Annotated in this window: 21 protein-coding genes; 18 read left to right on the forward strand and 3 right to left on the reverse strand. The window is 32.7% G+C overall.

Annotation, left to right across the window (positions count from 1 at the left end; all coding sequences use genetic code 11):
• Window positions 1-5 precede the first annotated feature (5 nt).
• The 14 genes from ACYX4H_RS01930 (at window position 6) to ACYX4H_RS01995 (ending at window position 15,711) form a co-directional block, all read left to right on the forward strand.
• Window positions 6-2,384, forward strand: a complete 2,379-nt coding sequence (locus ACYX4H_RS01930) for a heavy metal translocating P-type ATPase (RefSeq protein WP_476237532.1) — start codon at window positions 6-8, stop codon at window positions 2,382-2,384.
• A 263-nt stretch (window positions 2,385-2,647) separates the two neighbouring features.
• A complete protein-coding gene (gene ccoS, locus ACYX4H_RS01935) occupies window positions 2,648-2,836 on the forward strand; it encodes a cbb3-type cytochrome oxidase assembly protein CcoS (protein ID WP_475295499.1) in 189 nt (62 codons plus the stop codon).
• A 9-nt stretch (window positions 2,837-2,845) separates the two neighbouring features.
• Window positions 2,846-5,044 (forward strand): cytochrome-c oxidase, cbb3-type subunit I, encoded by a 2,199-nt coding sequence (ccoN, locus tag ACYX4H_RS01940; protein ID WP_476237534.1) that lies wholly within the window; start codon window positions 2,846-2,848, stop codon window positions 5,042-5,044.
• Between the two features lie 64 nt (window positions 5,045-5,108).
• Window positions 5,109-5,297 carry a CcoQ/FixQ family Cbb3-type cytochrome c oxidase assembly chaperone gene (locus tag ACYX4H_RS01945; protein ID WP_475295501.1) on the forward strand — a complete coding sequence of 63 codons (189 nt, stop codon included), beginning with the start codon at window positions 5,109-5,111 and terminating at the stop codon, window positions 5,295-5,297.
• Window positions 5,294-6,187 (forward strand): cbb3-type cytochrome c oxidase N-terminal domain-containing protein, encoded by an 894-nt coding sequence (locus tag ACYX4H_RS01950; RefSeq protein WP_475295502.1) that lies wholly within the window; start codon window positions 5,294-5,296, stop codon window positions 6,185-6,187. The genes ACYX4H_RS01945 and ACYX4H_RS01950 overlap by 4 nt, the downstream gene beginning before the upstream one ends.
• 76 nt (window positions 6,188-6,263) lie before the next feature.
• Window positions 6,264-7,688, forward strand: coding sequence for a cytochrome c oxidase accessory protein CcoG (gene ccoG, locus ACYX4H_RS01955; protein ID WP_476237535.1), 1,425 nt, complete (start codon window positions 6,264-6,266; stop codon window positions 7,686-7,688).
• Between the two features lie 229 nt (window positions 7,689-7,917).
• The gene (locus tag ACYX4H_RS01960; RefSeq protein ID WP_475295504.1) at window positions 7,918-8,364 is read left to right on the forward strand and encodes a FixH family protein; all 447 of its coding nucleotides are present in this window, start codon (window positions 7,918-7,920) and stop codon (window positions 8,362-8,364) included.
• A gap of 1 nt (window position 8,365) precedes the next feature.
• Window positions 8,366-9,067: a sulfite exporter TauE/SafE family protein gene (locus ACYX4H_RS01965; protein WP_476237537.1), complete on the forward strand. Its 702-nt coding sequence runs from the start codon at window positions 8,366-8,368 to the stop codon at window positions 9,065-9,067.
• 63 nt (window positions 9,068-9,130) lie between these two features.
• Window positions 9,131-9,523: a hypothetical protein gene (locus ACYX4H_RS01970; RefSeq protein ID WP_476237538.1), complete on the forward strand. Its 393-nt coding sequence runs from the start codon at window positions 9,131-9,133 to the stop codon at window positions 9,521-9,523.
• Window positions 9,524-9,583: 60 nt separating this feature from the next.
• Window positions 9,584-10,438, forward strand: coding sequence for an HAEPLYID family protein (locus ACYX4H_RS01975; protein ID WP_476237539.1), 855 nt, complete (start codon window positions 9,584-9,586; stop codon window positions 10,436-10,438).
• A 187-nt stretch (window positions 10,439-10,625) separates the two neighbouring features.
• Window positions 10,626-11,306 (forward strand): TetR/AcrR family transcriptional regulator, encoded by a 681-nt coding sequence (locus ACYX4H_RS01980; protein WP_476237540.1) that lies wholly within the window; start codon window positions 10,626-10,628, stop codon window positions 11,304-11,306.
• Window positions 11,303-12,958 (forward strand): peptidase domain-containing ABC transporter, encoded by a 1,656-nt coding sequence (locus tag ACYX4H_RS01985; protein WP_476237541.1) that lies wholly within the window; start codon window positions 11,303-11,305, stop codon window positions 12,956-12,958. The genes ACYX4H_RS01980 and ACYX4H_RS01985 overlap by 4 nt, the downstream gene beginning before the upstream one ends.
• A gap of 4 nt (window positions 12,959-12,962) precedes the next feature.
• Window positions 12,963-14,309, forward strand: coding sequence for an HlyD family secretion protein (locus ACYX4H_RS01990; RefSeq protein ID WP_476237543.1), 1,347 nt, complete (start codon window positions 12,963-12,965; stop codon window positions 14,307-14,309).
• A 4-nt stretch (window positions 14,310-14,313) separates the two neighbouring features.
• On the forward strand, window positions 14,314-15,711 hold the full coding sequence (locus tag ACYX4H_RS01995; protein WP_476237545.1) for a TolC family protein: 1,398 nt from the start codon (window positions 14,314-14,316) through the stop codon (window positions 15,709-15,711).
• Window positions 15,712-15,789: 78 nt separating this feature from the next.
• Here ACYX4H_RS01995 and ACYX4H_RS02000 read toward each other — a convergent pair whose 3' ends face one another.
• Complete coding sequence (locus ACYX4H_RS02000) at window positions 15,790-16,620, reverse strand: universal stress protein (RefSeq protein ID WP_475295512.1); 831 nt, start codon at window positions 16,618-16,620, stop codon at window positions 15,790-15,792.
• Between the two features lie 24 nt (window positions 16,621-16,644).
• On the reverse strand, window positions 16,645-18,009 hold the full coding sequence (gene hemN, locus ACYX4H_RS02005; protein WP_476237546.1) for an oxygen-independent coproporphyrinogen III oxidase: 1,365 nt from the start codon (window positions 18,007-18,009) through the stop codon (window positions 16,645-16,647).
• 147 nt (window positions 18,010-18,156) lie between these two features.
• Between hemN and ACYX4H_RS02010 the strand changes: the two genes are divergently transcribed.
• The 4 genes from ACYX4H_RS02010 (at window position 18,157) to ACYX4H_RS02025 (ending at window position 21,370) form a co-directional block, all read left to right on the forward strand.
• Entirely contained in the window at window positions 18,157-18,786 is a 630-nt protein-coding gene (locus ACYX4H_RS02010; RefSeq protein WP_476237547.1) for a YceI family protein, read from the forward strand.
• A 15-nt stretch (window positions 18,787-18,801) separates the two neighbouring features.
• Window positions 18,802-19,959, forward strand: a complete 1,158-nt coding sequence (argE, locus tag ACYX4H_RS02015; protein WP_476237548.1) for an acetylornithine deacetylase — start codon at window positions 18,802-18,804, stop codon at window positions 19,957-19,959.
• A 79-nt stretch (window positions 19,960-20,038) separates the two neighbouring features.
• Complete coding sequence (locus ACYX4H_RS02020) at window positions 20,039-20,569, forward strand: RNA polymerase sigma factor (protein ID WP_476237549.1); 531 nt, start codon at window positions 20,039-20,041, stop codon at window positions 20,567-20,569.
• A gap of 3 nt (window positions 20,570-20,572) precedes the next feature.
• Window positions 20,573-21,370: an anti-sigma factor gene (locus ACYX4H_RS02025; RefSeq protein WP_476237551.1), complete on the forward strand. Its 798-nt coding sequence runs from the start codon at window positions 20,573-20,575 to the stop codon at window positions 21,368-21,370.
• 192 nt (window positions 21,371-21,562) lie between these two features.
• On the opposite strand, the gene ACYX4H_RS02030 is transcribed toward ACYX4H_RS02025, so the two are convergent.
• Window positions 21,563-23,797 (reverse strand): TonB-dependent receptor, encoded by a 2,235-nt coding sequence (locus ACYX4H_RS02030; RefSeq protein WP_476237553.1) that lies wholly within the window; start codon window positions 23,795-23,797, stop codon window positions 21,563-21,565.
• Window position 23,798 lies beyond the last annotated feature (1 nt).

A 23,798-nucleotide genomic window follows, 5' to 3' on the forward strand; every position in this document is an offset into this window, starting at 1 on the left:
AAATTATGGAACATAAAACATGTTTCCACTGTGGATTAGATGCTACAAAAGCAAATATAACTTTTGACAACAAACCCTTTTGTTGCAATGGCTGTAAAACGGTTTACGAAATTTTTACAGTAAACGATTTAACGTGTTATTACGATTTGCAAGCGGCTCCTGGCGCAACACCCAAAGAAGTAGCTGGTAAATACAACTTTTTAGAAAACCCTAAAATAACAGAAAAACTTTTAGAGTTTAACAGTGATGATGTGCATATTGTAAACCTTTACATTCCGCATATACATTGCAGTTCTTGTATTTGGATTTTAGAAAACTTAAATAAACTAAACAAAGCCGTATGCACATCAACGGTAAATTTTGGTAAAAAAACGGTACGAATTTCATTCAACCCACAAAAAACCACCCTTAAAGAACTGGTAATTTTACTAAGCAGTATTGGTTATGAACCCTATATTAGTTTAGAAGATTACAGTGTTGGAAAAAAGAAAACCAACCGTTCTTTAATTTACAAATTAGGCGTAGCGGGGTTTGCATTTGGCAACGTTATGTTTTTATCGTTTCCTGAGTATTTTGAAGTTGGTGAATACTGGCTAGAACAGTACAAACACCTGTTCCGTTGGCTTATGTTTTGCTATAGTTTACCTGTAGTTTTTTATTCGGCGCAAGATTATTTTATATCAGCATACAAAGGCTTACGCTCAAAAATTTTAAATATTGATGTACCCATTGCCCTTGGCGCCGCTGTATTATTTATTAGAAGTAGTGCCGAAATTATTTTAGATATTGGCTCTGGTTTTTTTGATAGTTTAACTGGCCTTATTTTTTTCTTGCTTGTTGGTAAATTTTTTCAGCAAAAAACCTATACATTTTTATCGTTTGAACGTGATTATAAATCGTATTTCCCCATAGGAATAACAAAAATTACTGCTGAAGGAAATGAAACTTCTATTCAGGTGTATGATATTAAAAAAGGAGACCGATTACTTATTAGAAACGAAGAACTAATACCAGTAGACTGTATTTTAATTAAAGGAAAAGCACGCATTGATTATAGTTTTGTAACTGGAGAATCTAAGGCGGTAACCAAAGCATCGGGCGATAAGTTATTTGCCGGCGGAAAACAACTTAACGGCACTATCGAAGTTGATGTTTTAAAAACTGTTGAACAAAGTTACTTAACCCAATTATGGAGTAATGATGTGTTTAAAAAAGACAAAGAATCTGCTTTTACTACCCTTACCAACAGCATAAGTAAAAATTTCACTATTGCTATTTTATGTATTGCCTTTGTTGCCACTAGCTATTGGCTTTTTGTTGATGCTAGCAAAGCCATAAATGTATTTACAGCTGTTTTAATAATTGCATGCCCATGCGCCATTGCTTTATCTGCGCCATTTACTTTTGGTAACATTTTACGCATTTTAGGTAAAAAGAAATTTTACCTAAAAAACGCTAGTGTTATAGAGCAACTAGCTAAAATTAACACCGTTATTTTTGATAAAACAGGTACTATAACCTCAAATAAAAGCACCACTATTACTTATGAAGGCGATACACTTACTGCTGATGAAGAAAATTTACTTAAAAGTACTTTACGCGGCTCAAACCACCCTTTAAGTCGTTCTTTATATGATATTTTAGACAATGAAAACATTTTAACTTTAGATGATTATAAAGAACACACCGGCAAAGGTATTGAAGCGCACTACAAAACCCAATCTATAAAAGTTGGTGCTGCTAATTTTGTGGGTTTGCAACCCCAAAATAATAACGCCTTAAACACAGCAGTGCATATAAGCACCAATAATATTTACAAAGGTAAATTCACTTTTTACAATGCGTATAGAAAAGGGATGTCTAAACTTTTTAACAAGCTGAAAAAAGAGTATGATTTAGCTATTTTATCGGGTGATAATGCAGGTGAAAAAGATAATTTAAAAAAGCTATTACCATCTAAAACCAAGTTACTATTTAACCAAAAACCCGAAGATAAACTAGAATATATTAAATACCACCAAAGTGAAGGCGCCAATGTTTTAATGATTGGTGATGGCTTAAATGATGCTGGGGCGCTGGCACAAAGTAATGTTGGTATTGCAATTTCAGAAAATGTGAACATTTTTTCGCCTGCATGCGATGCTATTTTAGATGCTTCAAAATTCAATCAGTTATCAAATTATTTAAAAATTGCAAAATCGGCCATTAGTATTATTAAATGGAGTTTTGTGCTTTCTTTTATATACAATTTCATTGGGCTTTACTTTGCGGTTACAGGGCAATTAGCGCCCGTAGTTGCTGCTATTTTAATGCCCTTAAGTTCTATTAGTATTGTGGTTTTTACAACCATTTGTACAAACATTATTGGTAAGAAATTGCAATAGAAACAGTGCTAATTTTGGCAAATTATTGCGTTAGGGATTGAAGTGGCATCCTTTTTTGCTTTTAAAAATACTCTGCTATTTTGAGGCATAACAACGGCGTAAGGTTATTTACTTACAGGTTGCTTAAACACGCAAAAAAGATATAACGAAAAGCCCGACCCGATAGGGAAACGCCAAAAAAAAAGATACTGCAAGAAACATGACAAATGTCATTTTATAAAATAAAGGTTGAAAGTACTTTTGACCCATAACTTCAAATAGGTATGAGTGTTATATATGTTTTATTAGCTATAAGCGTAATTGTAGCTGTTGGTTTTTTTATAGCTTTCATTTTAGCCGTTAAAAGCGGACAATATGATGATAGTTACACGCCTTCTGTACGCATGCTTTTTGAAGATGAACTTATTAAAAAAAACATTGAAGAAAACTGTACTAACCAAAAAAAAGATTAAGAATTAAATATGGAACTGCAACAATTTCATTACGATAACAAAATAGTTACAAAGTTTATTTATGCCACCATAGCTTTTGGTGTTGTAGGTATGCTAGTTGGTTTACTACTGGCATTTATGTTTTTGTTTCCAAACTTAACAGATGGTATTTCATGGCTTAGTTTTGGGCGCTTAAGGCCACTACACACTAATGCTGTAATTTTTGCCTTTGTGGGTAACGCCATGTTTGCAGGTATTTACTACTCATTACAACGTTTACTTAAAACCCGTATGGCTAGTGATTTGTTAAGCAACATTAACTTTTGGGGTTGGCAACTTATTATTTTAGCAGCCGCTATATCATTACCTTTAGGTTACAGCACATCAAAAGAATACGCCGAGTTAGAGTGGCCAATTGATATTGCCATTGCCCTTGTTTGGGTGGTTTTTGGTGTGAATATGATTTGGACTATTTTAAAGCGTAGACAACGCCATTTATATGTAGCTATTTGGTTTTACATTGCCACATTTGTTACGGTTGCTGTGCTGCACATTTTTAATAGTTTAGAGCTTCCTGTTGCTTTTTCAAGCATGAAAAGTTACTCGGTTTACGCTGGCGTACAAGATGCCTTAGTACAATGGTGGTACGGGCATAATGCGGTAGCTTTCTTTTTAACTACGCCGTTTTTAGGTTTAATGTACTATTTTGTACCCAAAGCTGCTAACAGGCCTGTTTATTCATATAGGCTATCTATTGTTCACTTTTGGTCGTTAATATTTATTTACATTTGGGCTGGCCCTCACCACTTGTTATACACTGCTTTACCAGAATGGGCCCAAAATTTAGGGGTTACATTTTCAGTAATGCTTTTAATGCCATCTTGGGGTGGTATGATAAATGGTTTACTTACACTGCGTGGTGCTTGGGATAAAGTTAGAACAGATCCTGTTTTAAAATTTATGGTAGTAGCTATTACTGGTTACGGTATGGCAACGTTTGAAGGCCCTACTTTATCTCTTAAAAACGTAAATGCCATTGCCCACTTTACAGACTGGATTATTGCCCACGTACACGTTGGTGCTTTAGCTTGGAATGGCTTTATGGCTTTTGGTATTATTTACTATTTAATACCACGTTTATTTAAAACCAAATTACACTCTTTAGCATTAGCTAATCTACACTTTTGGTTAGGTACTTTAGGTATTATAATGTATGCATTACCCATGTATGTTGCTGGTTTTACCCAAGCTAGTATGTGGAAACAATTTAATCCAGATGGCACCTTAGTTTATGGTAACTTTTTAGAAACAGTTACCGAAATTATACCAATGTACTGGATGCGTGCCATTGGCGGCAGTATGTACGTTATTGGCTTACTAATTTTGGTATACAATATTGCTGTTACCATTAAAAAAGGAAGTAAAGTTGAAGATGAGTTAGCCGAGGCTCCTGCGCTTGAGCGTGTTACAAAAAGACGTACTGCTGGCGAAGGTTTCCATACGTGGTTAGAACGCAGACCAATACAATTAACCATTTTAGCAACTGTAGCTATTTTAATTGGTGGAATTATTCAAATTGTGCCAACCATAATGGTAAAATCTAACATACCAACTATTGCAAGTGTAAAACCTTATACACCTTTAGAATTAGAAGGAAGAGATATTTATATACGCGAAGGTTGTGTGGGTTGTCACTCACAAATGATTCGTCCGTTTAGAAGTGAAGTTGAACGCTATGGCGAATACAGTAAAGCAGGAGAATTTGTGTATGATCATCCTTTTTTATGGGGAAGTAAACGTACTGGACCAGATTTACACCGTATTGGCGGTAAATACTCTGACAACTGGCACTTTAACCACATGTATGACCCACAAAGTACCTCATCTGGTTCCATTATGCCGCGTTACCCATGGCTAATTACAGGGTCTTCAAGTACACTAGATAAATCTGATACTGAATCTAAAATGAAAACCATGATTGCTTTAGGCGTACCATATACAGATGAAGATATTGCCAACGCACAACAAAGTATGCTAGAACAAGGTAAACAAATAGAAGAAAATTTATATTCTGATCCCGATTTTGCTAAAAACTATGAAGCCAATAAAAAATATGCAGCTGAAAACGGCGAAAATTTTGTTGAAATGCATAACAGAGAAATTGTAGCACTTATTGCCTATTTACAACGCTTAGGAACAGATATTAATGTTGAAACAGCACAAAAATAGCTAATAGTACTAACCTGTTGGTTATTAGAAAAAACCAACAAACAATAACAAAACACAGAATACTATGTTAAAATTTGTAAAAAATCATATGGAGAGCATTACAGGTATAGAAATATACCCAATAATCTCTTTACTTATATTTTTCATTTTTTTTGTAGCACTTTTTTGGTGGGTTGTAACCGCAAAAAAAGACTATATAAAAACCGTTAGCAACTTACCCTTAGACAACCAAAATAACAACAAAATATCATGAGAAAATTAATGCCATCTTGGGTAAGAGTACCCGTTGTATTCTTCATCATCTTTGGTGTTGTAGAATTTTTTATTGACTCTGGCGAGAAACCTGCATTTATAAAATTTCCAGTAGTATTACTGTTTCTATTTTTAGTGCTTTTAATTTTAATTGCTATTGAAGCTATAGTTGGTGCCTTAGAAAATGTAATGCTTCAAAAAATGGACGAAGCTGCCAAAGCACGCTTTCTAGCCGATAAAGAAAAAACAGTTCAATTTACATGGTTTAAGAAAATTTACAACAAATTATTAGACCAAAAACCTATTGAACAAGAAGGCGAAATAGTTTTAGACCATAATTATGATGGTATTAGAGAGCTTGATAACAACCTACCGCCTTGGTGGCTCTATGGCTTTTATATTTCTATTGTATTTGCCGCTATTTATTTAGTAAGATTTCACATGTTTGATGGCCCAGGGCAAATTGATGAACTTGAAACTGAACTAGCGCAAGCTAAAATAGCCATTGAAGAATACAAAAAAACAGCTAAAGATTTAGTTGATATTAATACTGTGACTTTATTAACCGATGCATCAGATTTAAACGCTGGCAAAGAAGTATTCAATACCAACTGTGTGGCTTGTCACATGGTAGATGGCGGCGGAGGCATTGGCCCTAATTTAACCGATGCACACTGGATTTTAGGCGGCGGCATTAAAAATGTTTTTAAAACAATTTCTGAAGGCGGACGCTCTGGCAAAGGTATGATTGCTTGGAAAGCTCAATTAAAACCATCGCAAATAGCACAAGTTGCCAGCTACGTTTTAAGTTTACAAGGTACAACACCCGCCAACCCTAAACCTGCCGAAGGCGATGTATGGGTTGAAGAAAACACAAATATTGAAAACTAACATTATTACATAAACTAACTAATGTTAACTAAAACCTGCAAGTAACCATGCTTGCAGGTTTACAAAAATTCAAAAATTGGAAACACCCGAAAACGAAATATTTAGAGATTCTATTAGCACAATTACCAACGAAGGTAAACGCGCTTGGGTGTACCCTAAAAAACCAAGCGGCAAATACTATGATAAAAGAAAACTTGTAAGCTACGGTTTGCTGGCTTTTTTATTTGCAGCACCTTTTATTAAAATAAACGGTAACCAGTTTTTGCTTTTTAATGTTTTAGAACGTCGTTTTAACATTTTTGGCTTTCCGTTTTGGCCACAAGATTTTCACTTGTTTGTTATTTCAATGATAATTGGCGTTGTATTTATTACGCTATTTACAGTGGCTTTTGGTAGAATTTTTTGCGGTTGGATTTGTCCGCAAACCATTTTTATGGAAATGGTTTTTAGACGCATTGAATATTGGATTGAAGGTGACAGAGGCAAACAAATACGCCTAAACAAACAACCTTGGAATGCTGAAAAAATAAGAAAAAAAGGACTTAAATTTTTCATTTTTTTAATCATTTCATTTTTAATTGCAAATATATTTTTAGCGTATTTAATTGGTAGTGATAAACTTTTACAGTACATAGGTGATGGCCCTTTTAGCCACGTGAGCACACTTATTCCATTAACTATTTTTACGGCCGTTTTTTACTTTATTTTTGCTTGGTTTAGAGAGCAGGTTTGTGTTATTGCATGCCCTTACGGAAGATTACAAGGTGTGCTTTTAGACACAAAATCTGTGGTGGTTGCTTATGATTATAAACGTGGTGAAGGCTCTAACGGCAGAAAAAAATTTAGAAAAAACGAAGATAGAAATGCTTTAGGCCACGGTGATTGTATTGATTGTTTACAGTGCGTAAACGTGTGCCCAACAGGAATTGATATTAGAAACGGCACACAATTAGAATGTGTTAACTGTACCGCTTGTATTGATGAGTGCGACCATATTATGGAAAGCATTAATTTACCAAAAGGGCTGATAAGATACGCAAGCGAAGAAAACATTAAAACCAACAAACCGTTTAAGCTAACTGCCAGAATGAAAGGCTATGTTGCGGTACTCACCATTTTAATTGGCATTTTAACGGGCATGCTGTTTTTAAGAAACGAGGTTGAAGCCAATGTGTTAAGGCTACCTGGGCAACTTTATGAGCACAAAGACAACAACATTATTAGTAATGTTTTCACCTATAAATTGGTTAATAAAACCACCAAGGCTATTAATAATGTTTCGCTTAAGTTATTATCGCATAAAGGTGATTTAAAATTAGTATCAACCACTAATGTGTTTACAGTACCAAAACAAGGTATTGCTGAAGGTACGCTGTTTATTGAAATTAATAATGCTGCTTTAAGTGGCGATAGAAATAAAATTAAAATTGGTGTTTACGCCAATGATACGCTTATTGAAACTTGTACGGCTAATTTTTTAGGTCCTAGAAGTTATAAGTAAATAAATTTTTAGTTTTTGATTGAATGTTGAATGTAAGAACAGACCACCAAAAACTAATAATATAATTTGAAGTTTTAAAACAACTTTGGCTAATTAGCGCATTAGGGATTGAGGCATTTGTTGGAGCTCTCTTGTAAAGAAGCGACTGCCGAAAGCCCGACCCTAAAGGGTAATGCCCAAAAAATTAAATATCTTAATTGTAAATTAAGAGTATAAAAATATAATTATTATGAAACTAAATTGGGGAACCGGTATTGTTATTGCTTTTGTAGGCTTTATTGCTTTTATAATGTACTTTATTATTACAATGAGCGTAAATACTAATTATGATCATGATTTGGTGGTTGAAAATTATTATGCTGAAGAATTAGCTTACCAAACGGATATTAATAAGCTAAAAAATGCCGAAAAATTAAGCACCAATATTATAGTTAAACACACTACCGAAGGTTTGGTTGTTGTGTTTCCTGATGATTTAGATTTTAAAAATATTACTGGAAAAGTGTTCCTATACAGGCCATCTAACAAACAACTAGATTATGAAAGTACCATTTCATTATCTAATACACATTTGCTCATACCTGACTCACGTTTGGTAGATGGCCGTTGGAACATTAAAATTGATTGGCAATATAACGGAATTTCTTATTTATTTAAAAAATCTATTACTTATTAACATGTTAACAGCTGCATTTGTATTGGGTATTTTGGGTAGTTTTCACTGCATTGGTATGTGCGGGCCCATTGCCTTTATGCTTCCTGTTGATAGAACTAATATTTTAAAAAAAACGCTTCAAATTACAGTATATCACTTTGGCCGGTTGCTTGCTTATAGCATAATTGGTTTAGTATTTGGCCTTGTTGGTAAAAGCTTTTACTTATTTGGTTTTCAGCAACAAATTTCTATAATTATTGGTGTTGTTATGATTGTTATTGTTTTAATACCACAACAAAAACTTAATAATTTTGGCCTTACAAAACCTATTTATAAAGTAATTAGTAAAATAAAAGTTGCTTTGGGTGCTTCGCTTAAAAAAAAATCGGCCGATACGTTTTTAACCATTGGTTTTTTAAACGGTTTTTTACCGTGTGGTTTAGTTTACATGGCGGTTTTTGGAGCAGTATCTGCTGGAAATGCTTTTAATGGTGGTTTGTACATGCTACTTTTTGGTCTTGGTACTGTACCTTTAATGACTACTGCTATTTACGCAAGCCACTTTTTAAAAGGAAATGCTAGACAAAAAATACAAAAAGCTATTCCTGTTTTTGTTGTATTAATAGGCGTGTTATTTATTTTAAGAGGCTTAGGTCTTGGTATTCCTTACATATCTCCTGCCCCTGTGCAAAATATAGTTAATAGCAGTATAGAGTGTCATTAATTTATTTTCTTAAATTAATCTTAAAGTTATAAATAGCTTTAAAAAGTGTTTTATTTTTGAAAAATGCTTTCAAAATTAAAAAATAGCACTTTAACAAAGTTTATTTGGGGTTTTATGGGCTTGTATTTATTAAACATTTGTGTTGATACTGCAGACCCTAATCCGCAATATATTGCTGAAGATCTTACTTTTAACGACCAAGAAAGTATTATTGAAATTATTATTGAAAAAGTTTTGGGTTTTGAAGATGCCATTGATGAATACGATGATTGCGATTCCGAAGATTACAACAATAAAAAACAGGTAAAAATTAATTTATTAATTAATTATTTGCCAACAAAAAACACCACTACATTAATTACTTTATCTAAAAAAGAACAGTTTGTAAACCACAGTGCTGCGGTTTTAAACGGTTTCATAGAAATTGATAGTCCGCCTCCAAAAGTTTATTGTTAACACAAATTACTCCAAGAATAAATGCTTGGTTTCCTTTTTTAACAATTAACTTTATTAACAATGAATATAAAAAAATCATTGATGATTGGCTTTGTATTGCTATCATCATCACAATATATACTTTCACAAAACACAAATACTGTAAAAGATAGTTTATATATTTCAGAAATAGAAGACACAAAAAAACCTGACAAAGTTTTACATGCCGAACCTTTATATATAGACCTAATTAGAGATTTAGGCGCTAGAAAAGGAGAGAGAGAATGGAACTTAGGATTTGGCATTACAGACAACTTAAATTTTGATGCTTACGAAGCCCTAGTTGAATATGAATGGGCACCTGCAGATAGGTTAGGTTTAGAAGTTGAACTGCCTTTTACATTTTATACACCAGTTAATGGTAGCGGACCAACACCTTCAAACCAATTGAACAGTATAAAAATAGCTGCCCAATGGTCTTTTTTTGTGAATAAAAAAATAGCCACCTCTATGGCAATTGGCTATATAAATGAATTTGAACTATCTGATTTTAAAAATTTTGGAGACCCTTTTATTAAAGGTAATGTTTACAACCCATTTTTTGTTATTGCTAAACGTTGGGGAAGCAACTTTCATTCATTAGTTTACACAGGACCCATGATTGAACAAAATTTTAACACACATAAATTTCACACAACTTATGATATTAATACTAGTTTTCACTATATGATACCTGGTACCAGAAATTTGGTTGGCATTGAATTTAACAAATCTTTTGACAAAAATGATTTTGATATGACAATGCGCCCACAAATGCGAGTTGGTATTGCAGAAAATTTGCTAGTTGGTATTATAGCTGGTGTACCTGTTAATAGAGAAAACCAGAGATTTAGTTCTTTTTTAAGACTAATTTGGGAACCTAAACATAAAAGCTAAAAAATAATATAAGCGTAATGTACTTTCTATTGGCATTACGCTTATTTTAGTTTTATTTACACTATGCTTCACACAGTAATAAAAAGTATACTATAAAATTTTATTATTTAACCCATAAACACAATTGATAGTTTATATTTCAAAAATAAAAGTATTACTATTATTTTTGTTAGCAAATATATTAATAATGGATAGACTGCTTTCAAATTTAAAAATAACAGTTCCTGAAAAAATTTATATAAAAGACCCTGAATCTTCAAACTTAGGGAAACGCATAGTTGAACATAGTATTTTACTAATTAATGAAATAGGCTTTGAAGCCTTTAACTTTAAAAAACTAGGCGCTTTAATAGAATCTAATGAAAGTTCTATTTACAGGTATTTTGAAAGCAAACACAAACTTCTTTTATACCTATCATCATGGTATTGGTGTTGGGTAGAATACCAATTAGTGCTTGAAACTCATAATTTAAACACCAAAGAAAAGCTAACCAAAGCCATTGAAATTGTTTCAAGGCCCACCCAACAAGATGCTAACTTTATGCATATAAATGAAGTTATTTTAAATAAGATTATTATTAGTGAAAACTCAAAATCTTATTTAACAAAAGAAGTTGACCAAGAAAATAAAGAAGGTTATTTTATTATTTACAAACGTATTGTATATAGGTTAAGAGATATGATTACTGCGCTTAACCCCAATTACCAATATGCATCTAGTCTTGCAAGTACCATTATTGAAAGCAGCTTACACCAACACTATTTAAAAGACCACTTTAAATCTATTACTGATTGTGATGAAAATGTTTCGCCAGCGGCGTTCATAAAAAATTTAGTTTTCAACACTATTAACAATCAAATTGTATGAAAAAACAAAAAACGCCTTGGCTTAGGCTTATTGGCTTACTAGAACTGGAGAAAAAAGATATTTTTCAAATTTTTTATTATGCCATTTTTTCGGGTTTAGTAGCGCTTTCGCTACCACTTGGTATACAAGCTATTATTAACTTAATTCAAGGTGCACAAATATCTACATCGTGGGTTATTTTGGTTATTTTAGTTACTATTGGTGTAGCATTTTCAGGAGCGCTACAACTTATGCAACTACGCATTATTGAAACCATACAGCAGCGTATTTTTACAAAATCGTCTTTTGAATTGGCTTACAGATTTCCAAAAATTAAAATGGCTGAATTACGTAATTATTATCCGCCAGAATTAGCCAATAGGTTTTTTGATACCATTACCATTCAAAAAAGCTTATCAAAAATTTTAATTGATGTTCCAACTGCAGTTTTACAAATTATTTTTGCACTCATACTACTTTCTTTTTACCATCCGTTTTTTATCATTTTTGGTTTACTGTTATTGGTTCTTGTTTTAGTTGTTATAAAATTTACAGCTAAAAAAGGTTTAGATACCAGTTTAAAAGAATCTAAAAGTAAATACAAAGTAGCCCACTGGATTCAAGAAATAGCACGCTCTATTCATAGTTTCAAACTATCAGGGAGTACTAATTTAGGTTTAAGTAAAAATGATGTTTTAGTAGGTAACTATTTAAAAGCACGCGAAAGTCATTTTAAAATACTAATGCTTCAGTTCATTCAACTTATAAGTTTTAAAGTTATAGTTACAGCTAGTTTGCTACTCATTGGTGGTGCTTTGGTATTAAACCAAGAAATGAATATTGGCCAATTTGTTGCCGCCGAAATTATTATTATTTTAATTATAGCATCGGTTGAAAAACTAATTTTAGGTTTAGAACCATTTTATGACACCTTAACATCATTAGAAAAAATAGGCCAAATTGTAGACAAAGAACTTGAAAGTCAAGAAGGAGACACACCAGAATACTCAAAAAATATAAACATTGAGTTAGAAAACATAACATACAGTGTTTCAGACAGAAACAAACCTATACTTCAAAATATTTCTTTAAATATTGAACCTAAAAGTAGAATATTAATTAAAGGCGAAAGTGGCTCGGGTAAATCTACTTTACTTAGGTTAATTTCGGGTGTAATTACAGCAACAGCGGGCAATGTTTACGTAAACAACATGTCTATAAACAGCTTAAAATTAAACCATTACAGATCTCAATTAGGTTTATCACTGTCTGATGAATCTCCTTTTGAAGGCACTATAAAAGAAAACTTAACATTTGGCAATGAAAATATTACTACCGAAGCTATTTACAATGTTTTAGAAACAGTTGGCTTAAAATCATTTTTAAGAGAACAACCCGAAGGACTAAACACCGTACTTTACCCAGACGGAAAACGACTTTCATACACTATTTCAAAAAAAATAGTATTGGCAAGAGCCATTTTAAAAGCACCAAAAGTTTTAATTCTTGAAGATGCCCTTGATAGATTTAACAAACAAGAAACTCAAACCATAATAGAATATTTAACGCATAAAGACAGGCCTTGGGGTTTAGTTGTTGTAAGTAGTAGCAGCGCATGGATAAACAAATGCACGCAAATAATAACTCTAGAACAAGGTAAAATAAAAAACTAATAGCATGCTAAATATATCTAACAATACACTAAAAAAAGTAGATATTACAGAGTACAAATCTGCTAACTACATTATAAAAAAAAGCTACTTTAAATACTTTAATAAGTTTTTATTAGCTGCAGCCATTATTTTATTAATAGTGCTGTTTTTACCCTGGACACAAAATATTACTGGCCAAGGCATTGTAACAACACTAAAACCCAATCAGCGTCCGCAAACCATACAATCACCTATTCCTGGCAGAATAGAACAATGGTTTATACAAGAGGGCGCATACGTTAAAAAAGGAGATACTATTTTAAGAATTTCTGAAATAAAAACAGATTATTTTGATGACAAACTTGTTGAAAGAACCAACAATCAATTAAAAGCAAAAGCGTCATCTGTAACAGCATATTCAAGCAAAGTACAAGCTTTAAAAAATCAAATAAACGCTTTACAAAATGAGCAAGTTTTAAAACTTCAGCAAGCAAAAAACAAATTATTACAATCGCAATTAAAAGTAAAAAGTGATAGTATAGATTTACAAGCTGCACAAACTAATTTAAACATAGCACAAACCCAATTTAACCGTACACAAACGCTTCAAAATGAAGGTTTAAAAGCCGTAAAAGATGTTGAAGAAAAGCAACTTAAGTTACAAGAAAATCAAGCCAAGTACATTTCACAACAAAACAAATTTTTAGCTGCTAAAAACGAAGTAATTAACGCCAATTTAGAACTCTCTAGACTTAAAAGTTACTACATTGATAAAATATCTAAAGCGCAAAGTGATATGTACACGGCAGAGTCTAGCAAATTTGATACCGAAGCGCAGGTTAACAAACTTGAAAACGCATTTTCAAACTACAAAAAACGTAACAGTTTACTATATGTTACAGCACCACAAAACGGCTACATAAACAAGGCATTAACGGGCGGTATTGGTGTTACCTTTAAAGAAGGTGAAGCATTGGTTAACATAATGCCTTCAGATTATGATTTGGCGGTAGAAACCTATGTAAAACCAATAGATTTACCTCTGGTTCACATTGGTGAAAAAGTACGCATTCAGTTTGATGGTTGGCCTGCCATTGTTTTTAACGGTTGGCCCAACGTATCATACGGTACTTACGGTGCTAAAATTGTAGCTATAGAAACCTATATTAGCGCCAATGGTAAATACCGTGTTTTATTGGCGCCAGATGAAACCGATCATCAATGGCCAGAGGCCTTAAGAGTTGGCTCTGGTGCACAAACCATTGCTTTGCTAGACGATGTGCCTATTTGGTTTGAATTATGGAGACAACTAAACAGTTTCCCACCAAACTATTACCAGCCACAAACTACCAGCAAAAAACAAAAAAAGTAACACCATGAGATACTTACTTTTAAGCATTTTATTAACCATAACCTCAAGCTATTTAAATGCCCAAGATAGCACATCGGTTATATCGCTTTCAGAGTATTTAGGCTACGTAAAATCATTTCACCCCATTGTAAAACAAGCCAATATAGCTTTAAGCGAAAGCGAAGCAAAACTTATGAAAGCCCGTGGTGCTTTTGACCCCAAACTTGAGGTTGATTACAACCGAAAGAAGTTTAAAAACACTGAATATTACGACAAATTAAACACTACATTTAAAATACCAACATGGTTTGGCATTGAATTAAAAGGTAATCTTGAAGAAAATACTGGCGAATATTTAAACCCAGAAAACAATGTGCCGTTAGATGGCTTATACAGTGTTGGCGTATCTGTACCAGTGGCCAGAGGGTTATTAACCAATGAGCGTATGGCTACCCTAAAACAGTCTAAATTATACGTAAAACAAGCCCAGGCCAAAAGGCAATTGGCCATAAACAATATTTTGTACAAAGCCACAGAAACGTATTTTAATTGGTTAAAACATTACAATGAAAAAACAGTGTACGAAACCTTTTTGGCTAACGCCCAAATACGCTTTAAAAACACCAAAACTAGTTTTGAAGCTGGCGATAAACCCGCCATTGACACACTTGAAGCACATATAACATTAACCAGTAGAAAGCTTAATTTAGAAAAGGCTCGTATAAACTTTATTAAATCTTCTTTAGAAATTTCAAACTATTTATGGCTAGACAACAATACACCAATTGAGCTTGAAGCTGGTGTTATACCTGATATTGATACTAAAACAACTGTAGATTTAACCCTAAACACTTTAAATTTTAATATTGAAAATTTTGAAATAAATAACCACCCCAAATTGCAAGCTCTAGATTTAAAATACCAAAGTTTAAATATTGAAAAACGCCTAAAACTCAATGAACTTCTACCACAAATAGATTTGCAATACAATTTTTTATCTGAAACACCCGATGTTGTACGATCTTTTAGTACATCGGCTTACAAAAGCGGATTAAACATAAGTTTTCCATTGTTTTTAAGAAAAGAACGCAGCAACCTAAAACTTGCTAAACTAAAATTACAAGATACCAAGTTAGAAATTTTAAACACTGAAGTAGCATTAAAAAATAAGGTAAATGCATTAAGCAATCAATTAGACTCTTACACGCAACAAACTAATTACACCACTACTATTGTTAAAGATTATGAAACCTTATTATCTGCTGAAGAACGTAAATTCTTTTTAGGCGAAAGTTCTTTATTTCTAGTAAATTACAGAGAAGCTAAGCTAATAGAATCAAAATTAAAAGCTATTGATATTGAAAACTTATTTTTAAAAACTAAAGCTAGTTTATTTAACATTTTAGTTTTACCTAATAATTAAACATGAAAAAAGCGCCGAAATCACACACAGTTTCGGCGCTTTTTAACAAAAACTAATTATCTAAAAAATCACACTATTCTATAATTTAAAGGTCATAACTGGTAGTGTTGAGTGGTTTGCAACATCTTCACTTATGCTACCTTGAAAAAAGTGAGCTAATCCTTTTCTGCCATGTGTTGGCATAATTATTAAATCTGCTCCCAATTTATTGGCACTATTAATAATACCATCTTCAACGGTATAATCGTTAACGTAATAAACATCTTCCATTTTATCTAAATTCTTTTCAGCTTTAGTAAAAAAGTTTACTACTTGTTTTTCAATTTCAACAGAACTTTTAAAACCATCATTTGGTAAGTTTACGTGTACCAAATACAGTTTAGAATTCATTTCATTACATATTTTTGAGGCCTTTATGTAAGAAGCCAAACATTCTTCAGAAAAATTGCAAGCCAAAACAACTACATCAAAATTAACATCGGCTATATCGTTTTTTATCACCAAAACTGGCACATCGGCATTACGTACAACGCGCTCTGTATTTGAACCTACAAAAAATTCTTTAGCACCACTTACACCGTGCGATCCCATTACAATTAAATCTGCGCCTTGTTCTTTTGCAACTTCATTAACTTCGCTAAACACTTTAAAATGTTTTACTATGGGCGTAACTTTAATATTTTGCAGATAGTTTTTATTTAAAAAGCTTTGAAACTTTTGTTCGGCTAATTTTAAGAAGTAAATTACTCTTTGAGGTTCTTCACCACTACTAGTAAGCATTATTTCTGGCATTTCTAGCATGTGTAATGCTAAAACTTCGGCATTATTTTTTTCTGCTAATTTTGCAGCAGCTTTTAATGCATATTCAGAATACTCTGAAAAATCTACGGGTACAATTATTTTTTCCATGTTCTTTCTTTTTTTTAGTTTAAACTAAACAGTCATTGAAAACAATTGCGTGTTGGGTTGTTTACGTTTCAATAGCAAATCAAACGCCATACACACATTTCTAACAAATGGCTGTCCTTTTTTAGTTACCTCAATACTTTTTGAATTTATATTGATTAATCCGTCGGTTTCCATTTCCTTCAATCGTATTAACGTTTCTGGAAGCTCGTTAAAATACAAGTTATTTTTACTCCAAGAGGTTTTAAACCTGCACATTAAGTTAAGAATATGCTTTCTTATTATCAAATCTTCCTCGTTCAAAATATGTCCACGATAAACAGGAATGACATCTTTTTCTAAAAGTTGATAATACGTTTCAATACCTTTTACATTTTGCGAAAAACCATACCAACTATCACTTATTGATGATACACCTAAACCAATCATTGCCTGCGTTTTAGAGGCTGTATAACCCATAAAATTACGGTGTAAATCTCCGTTTTGCATTGATTTGTATAAACTATCAGAAGTTAGCGCAAAGTGATCCATTCCTATTTCATGATAGCCTACCTGTGCTAACAGCTGTTTTCCTAACTCATATTGGCTTCGTTTTAAAGCTGCCGATGGCAAATCTTCATCACTAAAACCTCGTTGGCCATTTCCTTTTATCCACGGCACATGTGCGTAGCTGTAAAAAGCTAATCTGTCTGGTAATAATGCCTTGGTTTTTAAAATAGTTTCTTTTACATGTTGTAATGTTTGAAACGGTAAACCAAAAATAATATCATGCCCTACAGATGTGTAACCAATATTTCTTGCAGCTTCTGTAACGCGTTTTACGTTTTCAAAAGGCTGTATTCTATGTATAGCTTTTTGTACTGTTTCATTATAATCTTGCACACCAAAACTAACGCGTTTAAAACCTAAATTAAATAAGGTTTGTAAGTGTTCTTTGGTGGTGTTATTTGGGTGTCCTTCAAAACTAAACTCATAATTATTGGCTAAAACAGCATCATTTAAAATACCTTTTATGAGTAATTTTAAATTTTCAGCACTAAAAAATGTTGGTGTACCACCACCTAAATGCAACTCTTTAATTACTGGTTTTTCATTAAACAATAGTAAATACAAACGCCATTCTTTTAGTACGGCGTTTATGTACGGGTTTTCTACGCTGTGTTGTTTTGTAATACGCTTGTTACATCCGCAAAATGTGCATAAACTTTCGCAAAATGGTAAATGAATATACAGACTTATACCTTCTTTTAAATTACTTTCATTTAAAGATTTAGCCATTGATGCCTGCCAATTTTTTAAAGAAAACGTATTAGCATTCCAATAAGGCACCGTTGGGTAACTTGTATAACGCGGCCCCGCAATATTATATTTATTTATTAACGCTTTTAACATACCTAACTGTTATGCTACAAAACTACAGGCAATGGCGTTATTAAAATATGACATATATCATGTCTTTAATTTGATGTTAGCCTAATAATGATTACCTTCACACTATAAAATTTCACAATAAAAAACCTTTAAAAACTTACAATCCACATGAAAAAGATTAGTTTTTTATTATTAGTTTTTACATTAAGTATTGTTGCTTGTAAAAACGAAAAAAAAGACACAAAAATTACTGAAACAGAAGCTACAGAAAAAACAACGCAGTTTGTTGTAAAACCTGAAGCAACATCAGTTAAATGGACCGCTTATAAAACAACTGAGAAATTAGGTGTTGGTGGCGAATTTACAGTATTAAATTTTGATGAGAAATCGGGCGCATCTCCACAAGAAGCCTTAAATAACCTAACATTTTCAATTCCTATTAGTAGCGTATTTACAAATGATGCTACTAACACCCGCGATGCTAAAATTAAAGAATCGTTTTTTGGCACTATGTTAGACACTGAATTTATTAAAGGCACCATTAAAGTTGCAGACAATAAATATGTAGCATCTTTAACAATGAATGGCGTTACCAACAATTTACCTTTAGATGTTAAAATTACTGATGAAAGACGCGTTACTTTAAGCGGTGTTATGAATTTAAAAGACTGGAATGCGCTTGACGCTTTAGCTGCTTTAAACAAAGTATGTTTTGATTTACATAAAGGGCCAGACGGTGTTAGTAAGACTTGGGAAGATGTTGCTATTGAGGTGAATACTTACCTTAGAGAAAACTAATAAATCTCAATTTTAATGACAACCCAACAAATTCTAGAAAAATTAGTATCATTTTCTGTTTTAGGAGGCGATTCTAATTTAGATATTATTAATTGGATTAAAAATTATATTGAAAGCTTTGGTGTAACCACTTTTTTAGTTCCTAATGAAGATTACACCAAAGCTTCACTACATTGCCGTATTGGGCCAGCTGTTGATGGCGGTGTTATACTTTCTGGCCACACCGATGTTGTGCCTGTAAGTGGCCAACCTTGGGAAACTAACCCCTTTGAACTAATTGATAAAGGTGACGGTAATTTATACGCCCGCGGTAGTTGCGATATGAAAGGGTTTTTAGCCTGTTGCCTATCTGTGTTGCCTAAAATGGTAAAAGCACCACTACAAAAACCCATTTATTTTGCATTTACTTATGATGAAGAAATTGGATGTTTAGCTGCCAAATCACTAATAAATCATTTAAAAAAAAGCTATACCGAAACACCCCAATATGCCATTATTGGAGAACCATCAATGCTACAACCTATTATTGGGCAAAAAAGTATTCATATTTTAGATATTACTATTAACGGTTCTCAAGGCCATAGTAGCCGTATTAAACAAGAAGTAAGTGCTGTACACGAAGCTGCTAAAATTGTACTTTGGGCCGAAGAAAAAATGAACAGCCTCATACAAATTAGTAAAGATGAGCGTTTTAATCCGCCACATTCATCATTACATGTTGGTACTATTAATGGTGGCATTGCGGCCAATATAATAGCAAACAAAGCTACACTATCATTAGATATTCGATGTTTACCAAAAGACAATGCTAACCAATTACACTTAGATTTATTAAACTTTTGTGCTGGCAGAGAAAAACTACAGCAAGCATTGTTTCCTGGTTTTAAAATTAGTGTTGTTGAAAACCATCCTGTTGTACCCGCTTTAAACACACACCAAACATCTAGCGCTGTTAATTTAATTGGCAAAATAACAGGCAATTACAAATGGAGTACGGTTTCATATGCATCAGAAGCTGGCCATTTTGCCAATGCTGGTTTTGAAAGTATTATTTGTGGCCCAGGCTCTATAAAACAAGCACACAGAGCCAATGAGTTTATATCAAAAGAGCAATTACGAAAAGGCACAACCATGATTGAAAACTTAGTAAATGTATTAGAAAATGCTATTTAATGCCTTTGCTTTTGGTTTCAACTAAATTATAACCTAAATTCACCAAAAATTTCTTAAAAAAAGAAACACGCAGTATTGCATGCAACTAGACACTCTTGTAAAAAATTTTCAGAATAAAGACGAACAAGCTTTTGAGGCTTTATACACTATGTATAGCCAAAGCATTCACGGTGTTGTTTTTAATATTTTGAAAAACAGTGATTTAGCTGATGAAATTACACAAGATGTGTTTATTAAAGCTTGGGATAAAGCGCACACATACAACAGTAGCAAAGGTAGATTTTTTACGTGGATTTTAAATATTGCCCGAAACGCAGCCATTGATAAAACACGCTCAAAAAATTTTAAGAAAAATAAACAAAACCTTAATGCCGATTTTTTCGTAAACATTATAGAAGCCTCTGATAATTTAGATAATAAAACCGATGCTATTGGTATAAAAACGTTTGTTAACAAACTAGCCGATAACTGTAAAAAACTAATTAACCTACTATATTTTAAAGGTTATACACAAAGCGAAGCTTCAGAAACATTAAACATGCCAATTGGCACTATAAAAACAAGAAACCGAAATTGCATTAAAGCATTACGAGAATTAGTGCTTAATTAAAAAATGGATATAAAAGCATACATAGAATCTGGAATTTTAGAGCTATACGTAGCCGGCACCCTTTCTGAAAAAGAAAACAAAGAGGTGTACGCGCTTATGCAAAAACATCCTGAAATTTTGCAAGAGGTTTTAGAAATAGAAAGCGCTGTAGTTAAACTTACAGCAGCAACCTCAACACACAATCCTAAAAAAACGGTTCAACATTTAAAAGAAAAATTAGGTTTTAAAAACACCAAAATAGTTTCAATAAAACCTAAATATAATTGGCTAACATATTCTGGTTGGGCAGCTGCTATAATTTTAGGAGCTGGTTTATTGTGGACTGTAAATAAAAATAATGTGTTACAATCTGAAATTAATGTTGCAACTGTAAATGAGCAATTATTAGAATTTGAAATTGAAAAAGCTAATAACAGCTTAAAAGATGCCAAACATCTTATTTCGGTTTTAAGAGACCGAGATATTATTGCGGTACCACTTGCAGGACAAACCGTTTACCCCGATGCTTACGCAAAAGTTTATTGGGATAAAAAAACCAATAATATTTATTTAGATGTGCAAGGTTTACCAACACCTCCAGATGGTAAAGTGTATCAAGTTTGGTCTTTAACTTTAAATCCGTTAAGTCCAACTAGTTTAGGCACATTAGATGATTTTAACACAGACGAAAATAAAATATTCACTATAGAAAACGCCAACCAATCTCAGGCATTTGGTATTACTTTAGAGCCCGCCGGCGGCAGTATAACACCTACTCTAGAACAACTTTACACTTTAGGTGTTGTTGAAAACAATTCATAAGGAAACTCCTGTTTTTTTTAATACTTCAATTATTATTTTTTTGTTTTAAAATAATAACAACTTGCTCTCTCTATTTTATTGACTTGCTAACAAAAAAGAAAGGAAAGCACCTAATTATTTCTAATTAAGTAACTTTCCTTGCAAACCAACCAAAAAATTAGCAATCCCTTGCCAATAGTTCTTAGAGAATTTTTAAAATTTATAGCTTATAACCCCTTTTATAAAAAATGGTGTACCTGGTGTAAAATGAATTTCTTCAACCGGAGCGGTTTCATTTTGTAATCTAGATTCTGTAGCAAATTGTGTTTCGTTCCACTCAGTATCAAAAAGATTTTCAATAACAACACCAAAGGTTATATTTTTAACAGTATAGTTAGCATTTATATCGGTTACAAAATAACCATCGGCTACAATACTGTTATCTTCATTAGCAGGTCTATCATCTAAATATCTGTAGTTAATACTTCCTGAAAAGCCTTTATAATCTTGCAGAGACAAACCACCAGTTACAGTAAAATCTGGTGCCAACGGAATGTAATCATTACCTTCATCTTCTTCAATACTTCTGGCTTTGGTATATGTAGCATCGGTATTAAAATATAAATAATCTGAAAACTGATAGCGCACACCAAAATCTACGCCATAGCGCTCTGTTTTTCCGCTAGGTTCAACCACACCAGCATCACCAACATACACAAACTCTTGTTGTAAATACAAGTACCAAAGTGCTGTATTAATGAAAAGGTTTTTTGTGGGTTTCCAAATATTACCAAAATCTACACCATACGCTTTTGGTAGTATATTCTCTTCAGCATTGGTAACAACCACACGCGTATCGTTGGAATGAAAACCAATACCCGATTTTAAAAACCATTTTAAATTGTTATTTGCCGTGTAAAACAAGTTTAATTTAGGACTGAAAATAGTTTTGCTTTCAGACTGTGTTCTGCCTGTATTATTAAGTTTGTCTTTGTAAATAAACTTGTAATTATCTAACCTAATACCAGGTGCAAACGTAAATTTACCTTTTGTGAAAGCGGTATTAAAAAACGCCGATGTGTTGGTTTGATTGATATCTCCTAACTGAACAGCTTCGTTTAGCGTTGTTTTATTTATAGTTTTTGATAATTCATTGTTGTTTGAAATATCATGTCTAAAAGACAACCCGTAATTTAAATTTACTTCGGTTTCATTTAAAAATGTTTCGGTTGTAAAAGCAGTGTTTAAGCCAAAAATATTTCTGTTTTCCTTTTGTTTAATTTGGTCTCCGTTGTCTTCATCATCTAAAAAGAAGGTGAAATTTGAAAACAATTCAAAATTATAATTACTGTAAAAAGCGTTGGTTTTAAACGTAGTATTATCACTAACTTGTTTTGTGAAGCTTACATTGAAATTGGTTCTATCTGTTGTGCCACCTTCAGTATCATCAATAGCGCCAAATCTTGAAATTAATCCGCTATTAACAGCTCTTACAGGAATTTGGCCCGAAGCATCCCAAGTACTTGTAAAATGTGATGCCGTTAGCGTTATTTTATCGTTTGAAGGTGTTAAAAACACATATTTTCCAAACATATTAAGTCTGTTGAAATTTTGTGGAGACTCAAAAGGGCCATCGCTTTGTAAATTTTCAATGGCTAAATACGCATGTTGATTATTCACGTTATCAAGCAAATTAAACATACCTAACACGCGAGATGTATTAAATTGCCCTAAACCAAATGAAATTTCGCTGTTATTTAAGTAATCTTTAGTTGAAAAATCTACATAACCCGCAGTGTTAAAATCGCCTTTATTGGCATAATACGGCCCTTTACCAAAATCTATTTTATTTACGGTTTCAGGTATAATAAAGTGTAAATCACTGTAGCCTTGTCCGTGCGCGTGAGATACCATATTTACGGGCATACCATCAACAGACAGTGCAATATCAGTACCATGATCAATATCAAAACCGCGTAAAAATATTTGTTCGGCTTTACCGCCACCAGCATGCTGACCAATAATTAAACCTGGTACTTTGCGTAATATTTCTTGTGATGATTTTACGGGGTTTGTATTCAAATCTAAATCAGTAATAGTGCTTAACGCATTTAACTGTTCAGAAATCACCAATTCATCTAAACTATATATTTTTTCAGATAATTGAATAGCCATATGCTCTTGCAAATTCTCTACAGCTATTATTTTAGTATTGTAACCTAAGAGTCCAATTTTAATAGAATCGCCCGCCTTTGTATCATTTAAAATAAACGCGCCAGTTTCCAATGAGTGTGCATGACTTTTTGAGTTTAAATTGTAAATATATGCGGCTTCTAAAGGTTGCTTTTTAGTATTTTTTACGTGTCCTTTAAGTTGTTGAGCATTACTATTTGAGAAAATAAACAACATTAGCAAGCTAAAGAGTAGTGTGGTTAGTTTTTTAGTCATA

It is taken from the genome of Seonamhaeicola sp. ABD4_340, assembly GCF_056312135.1.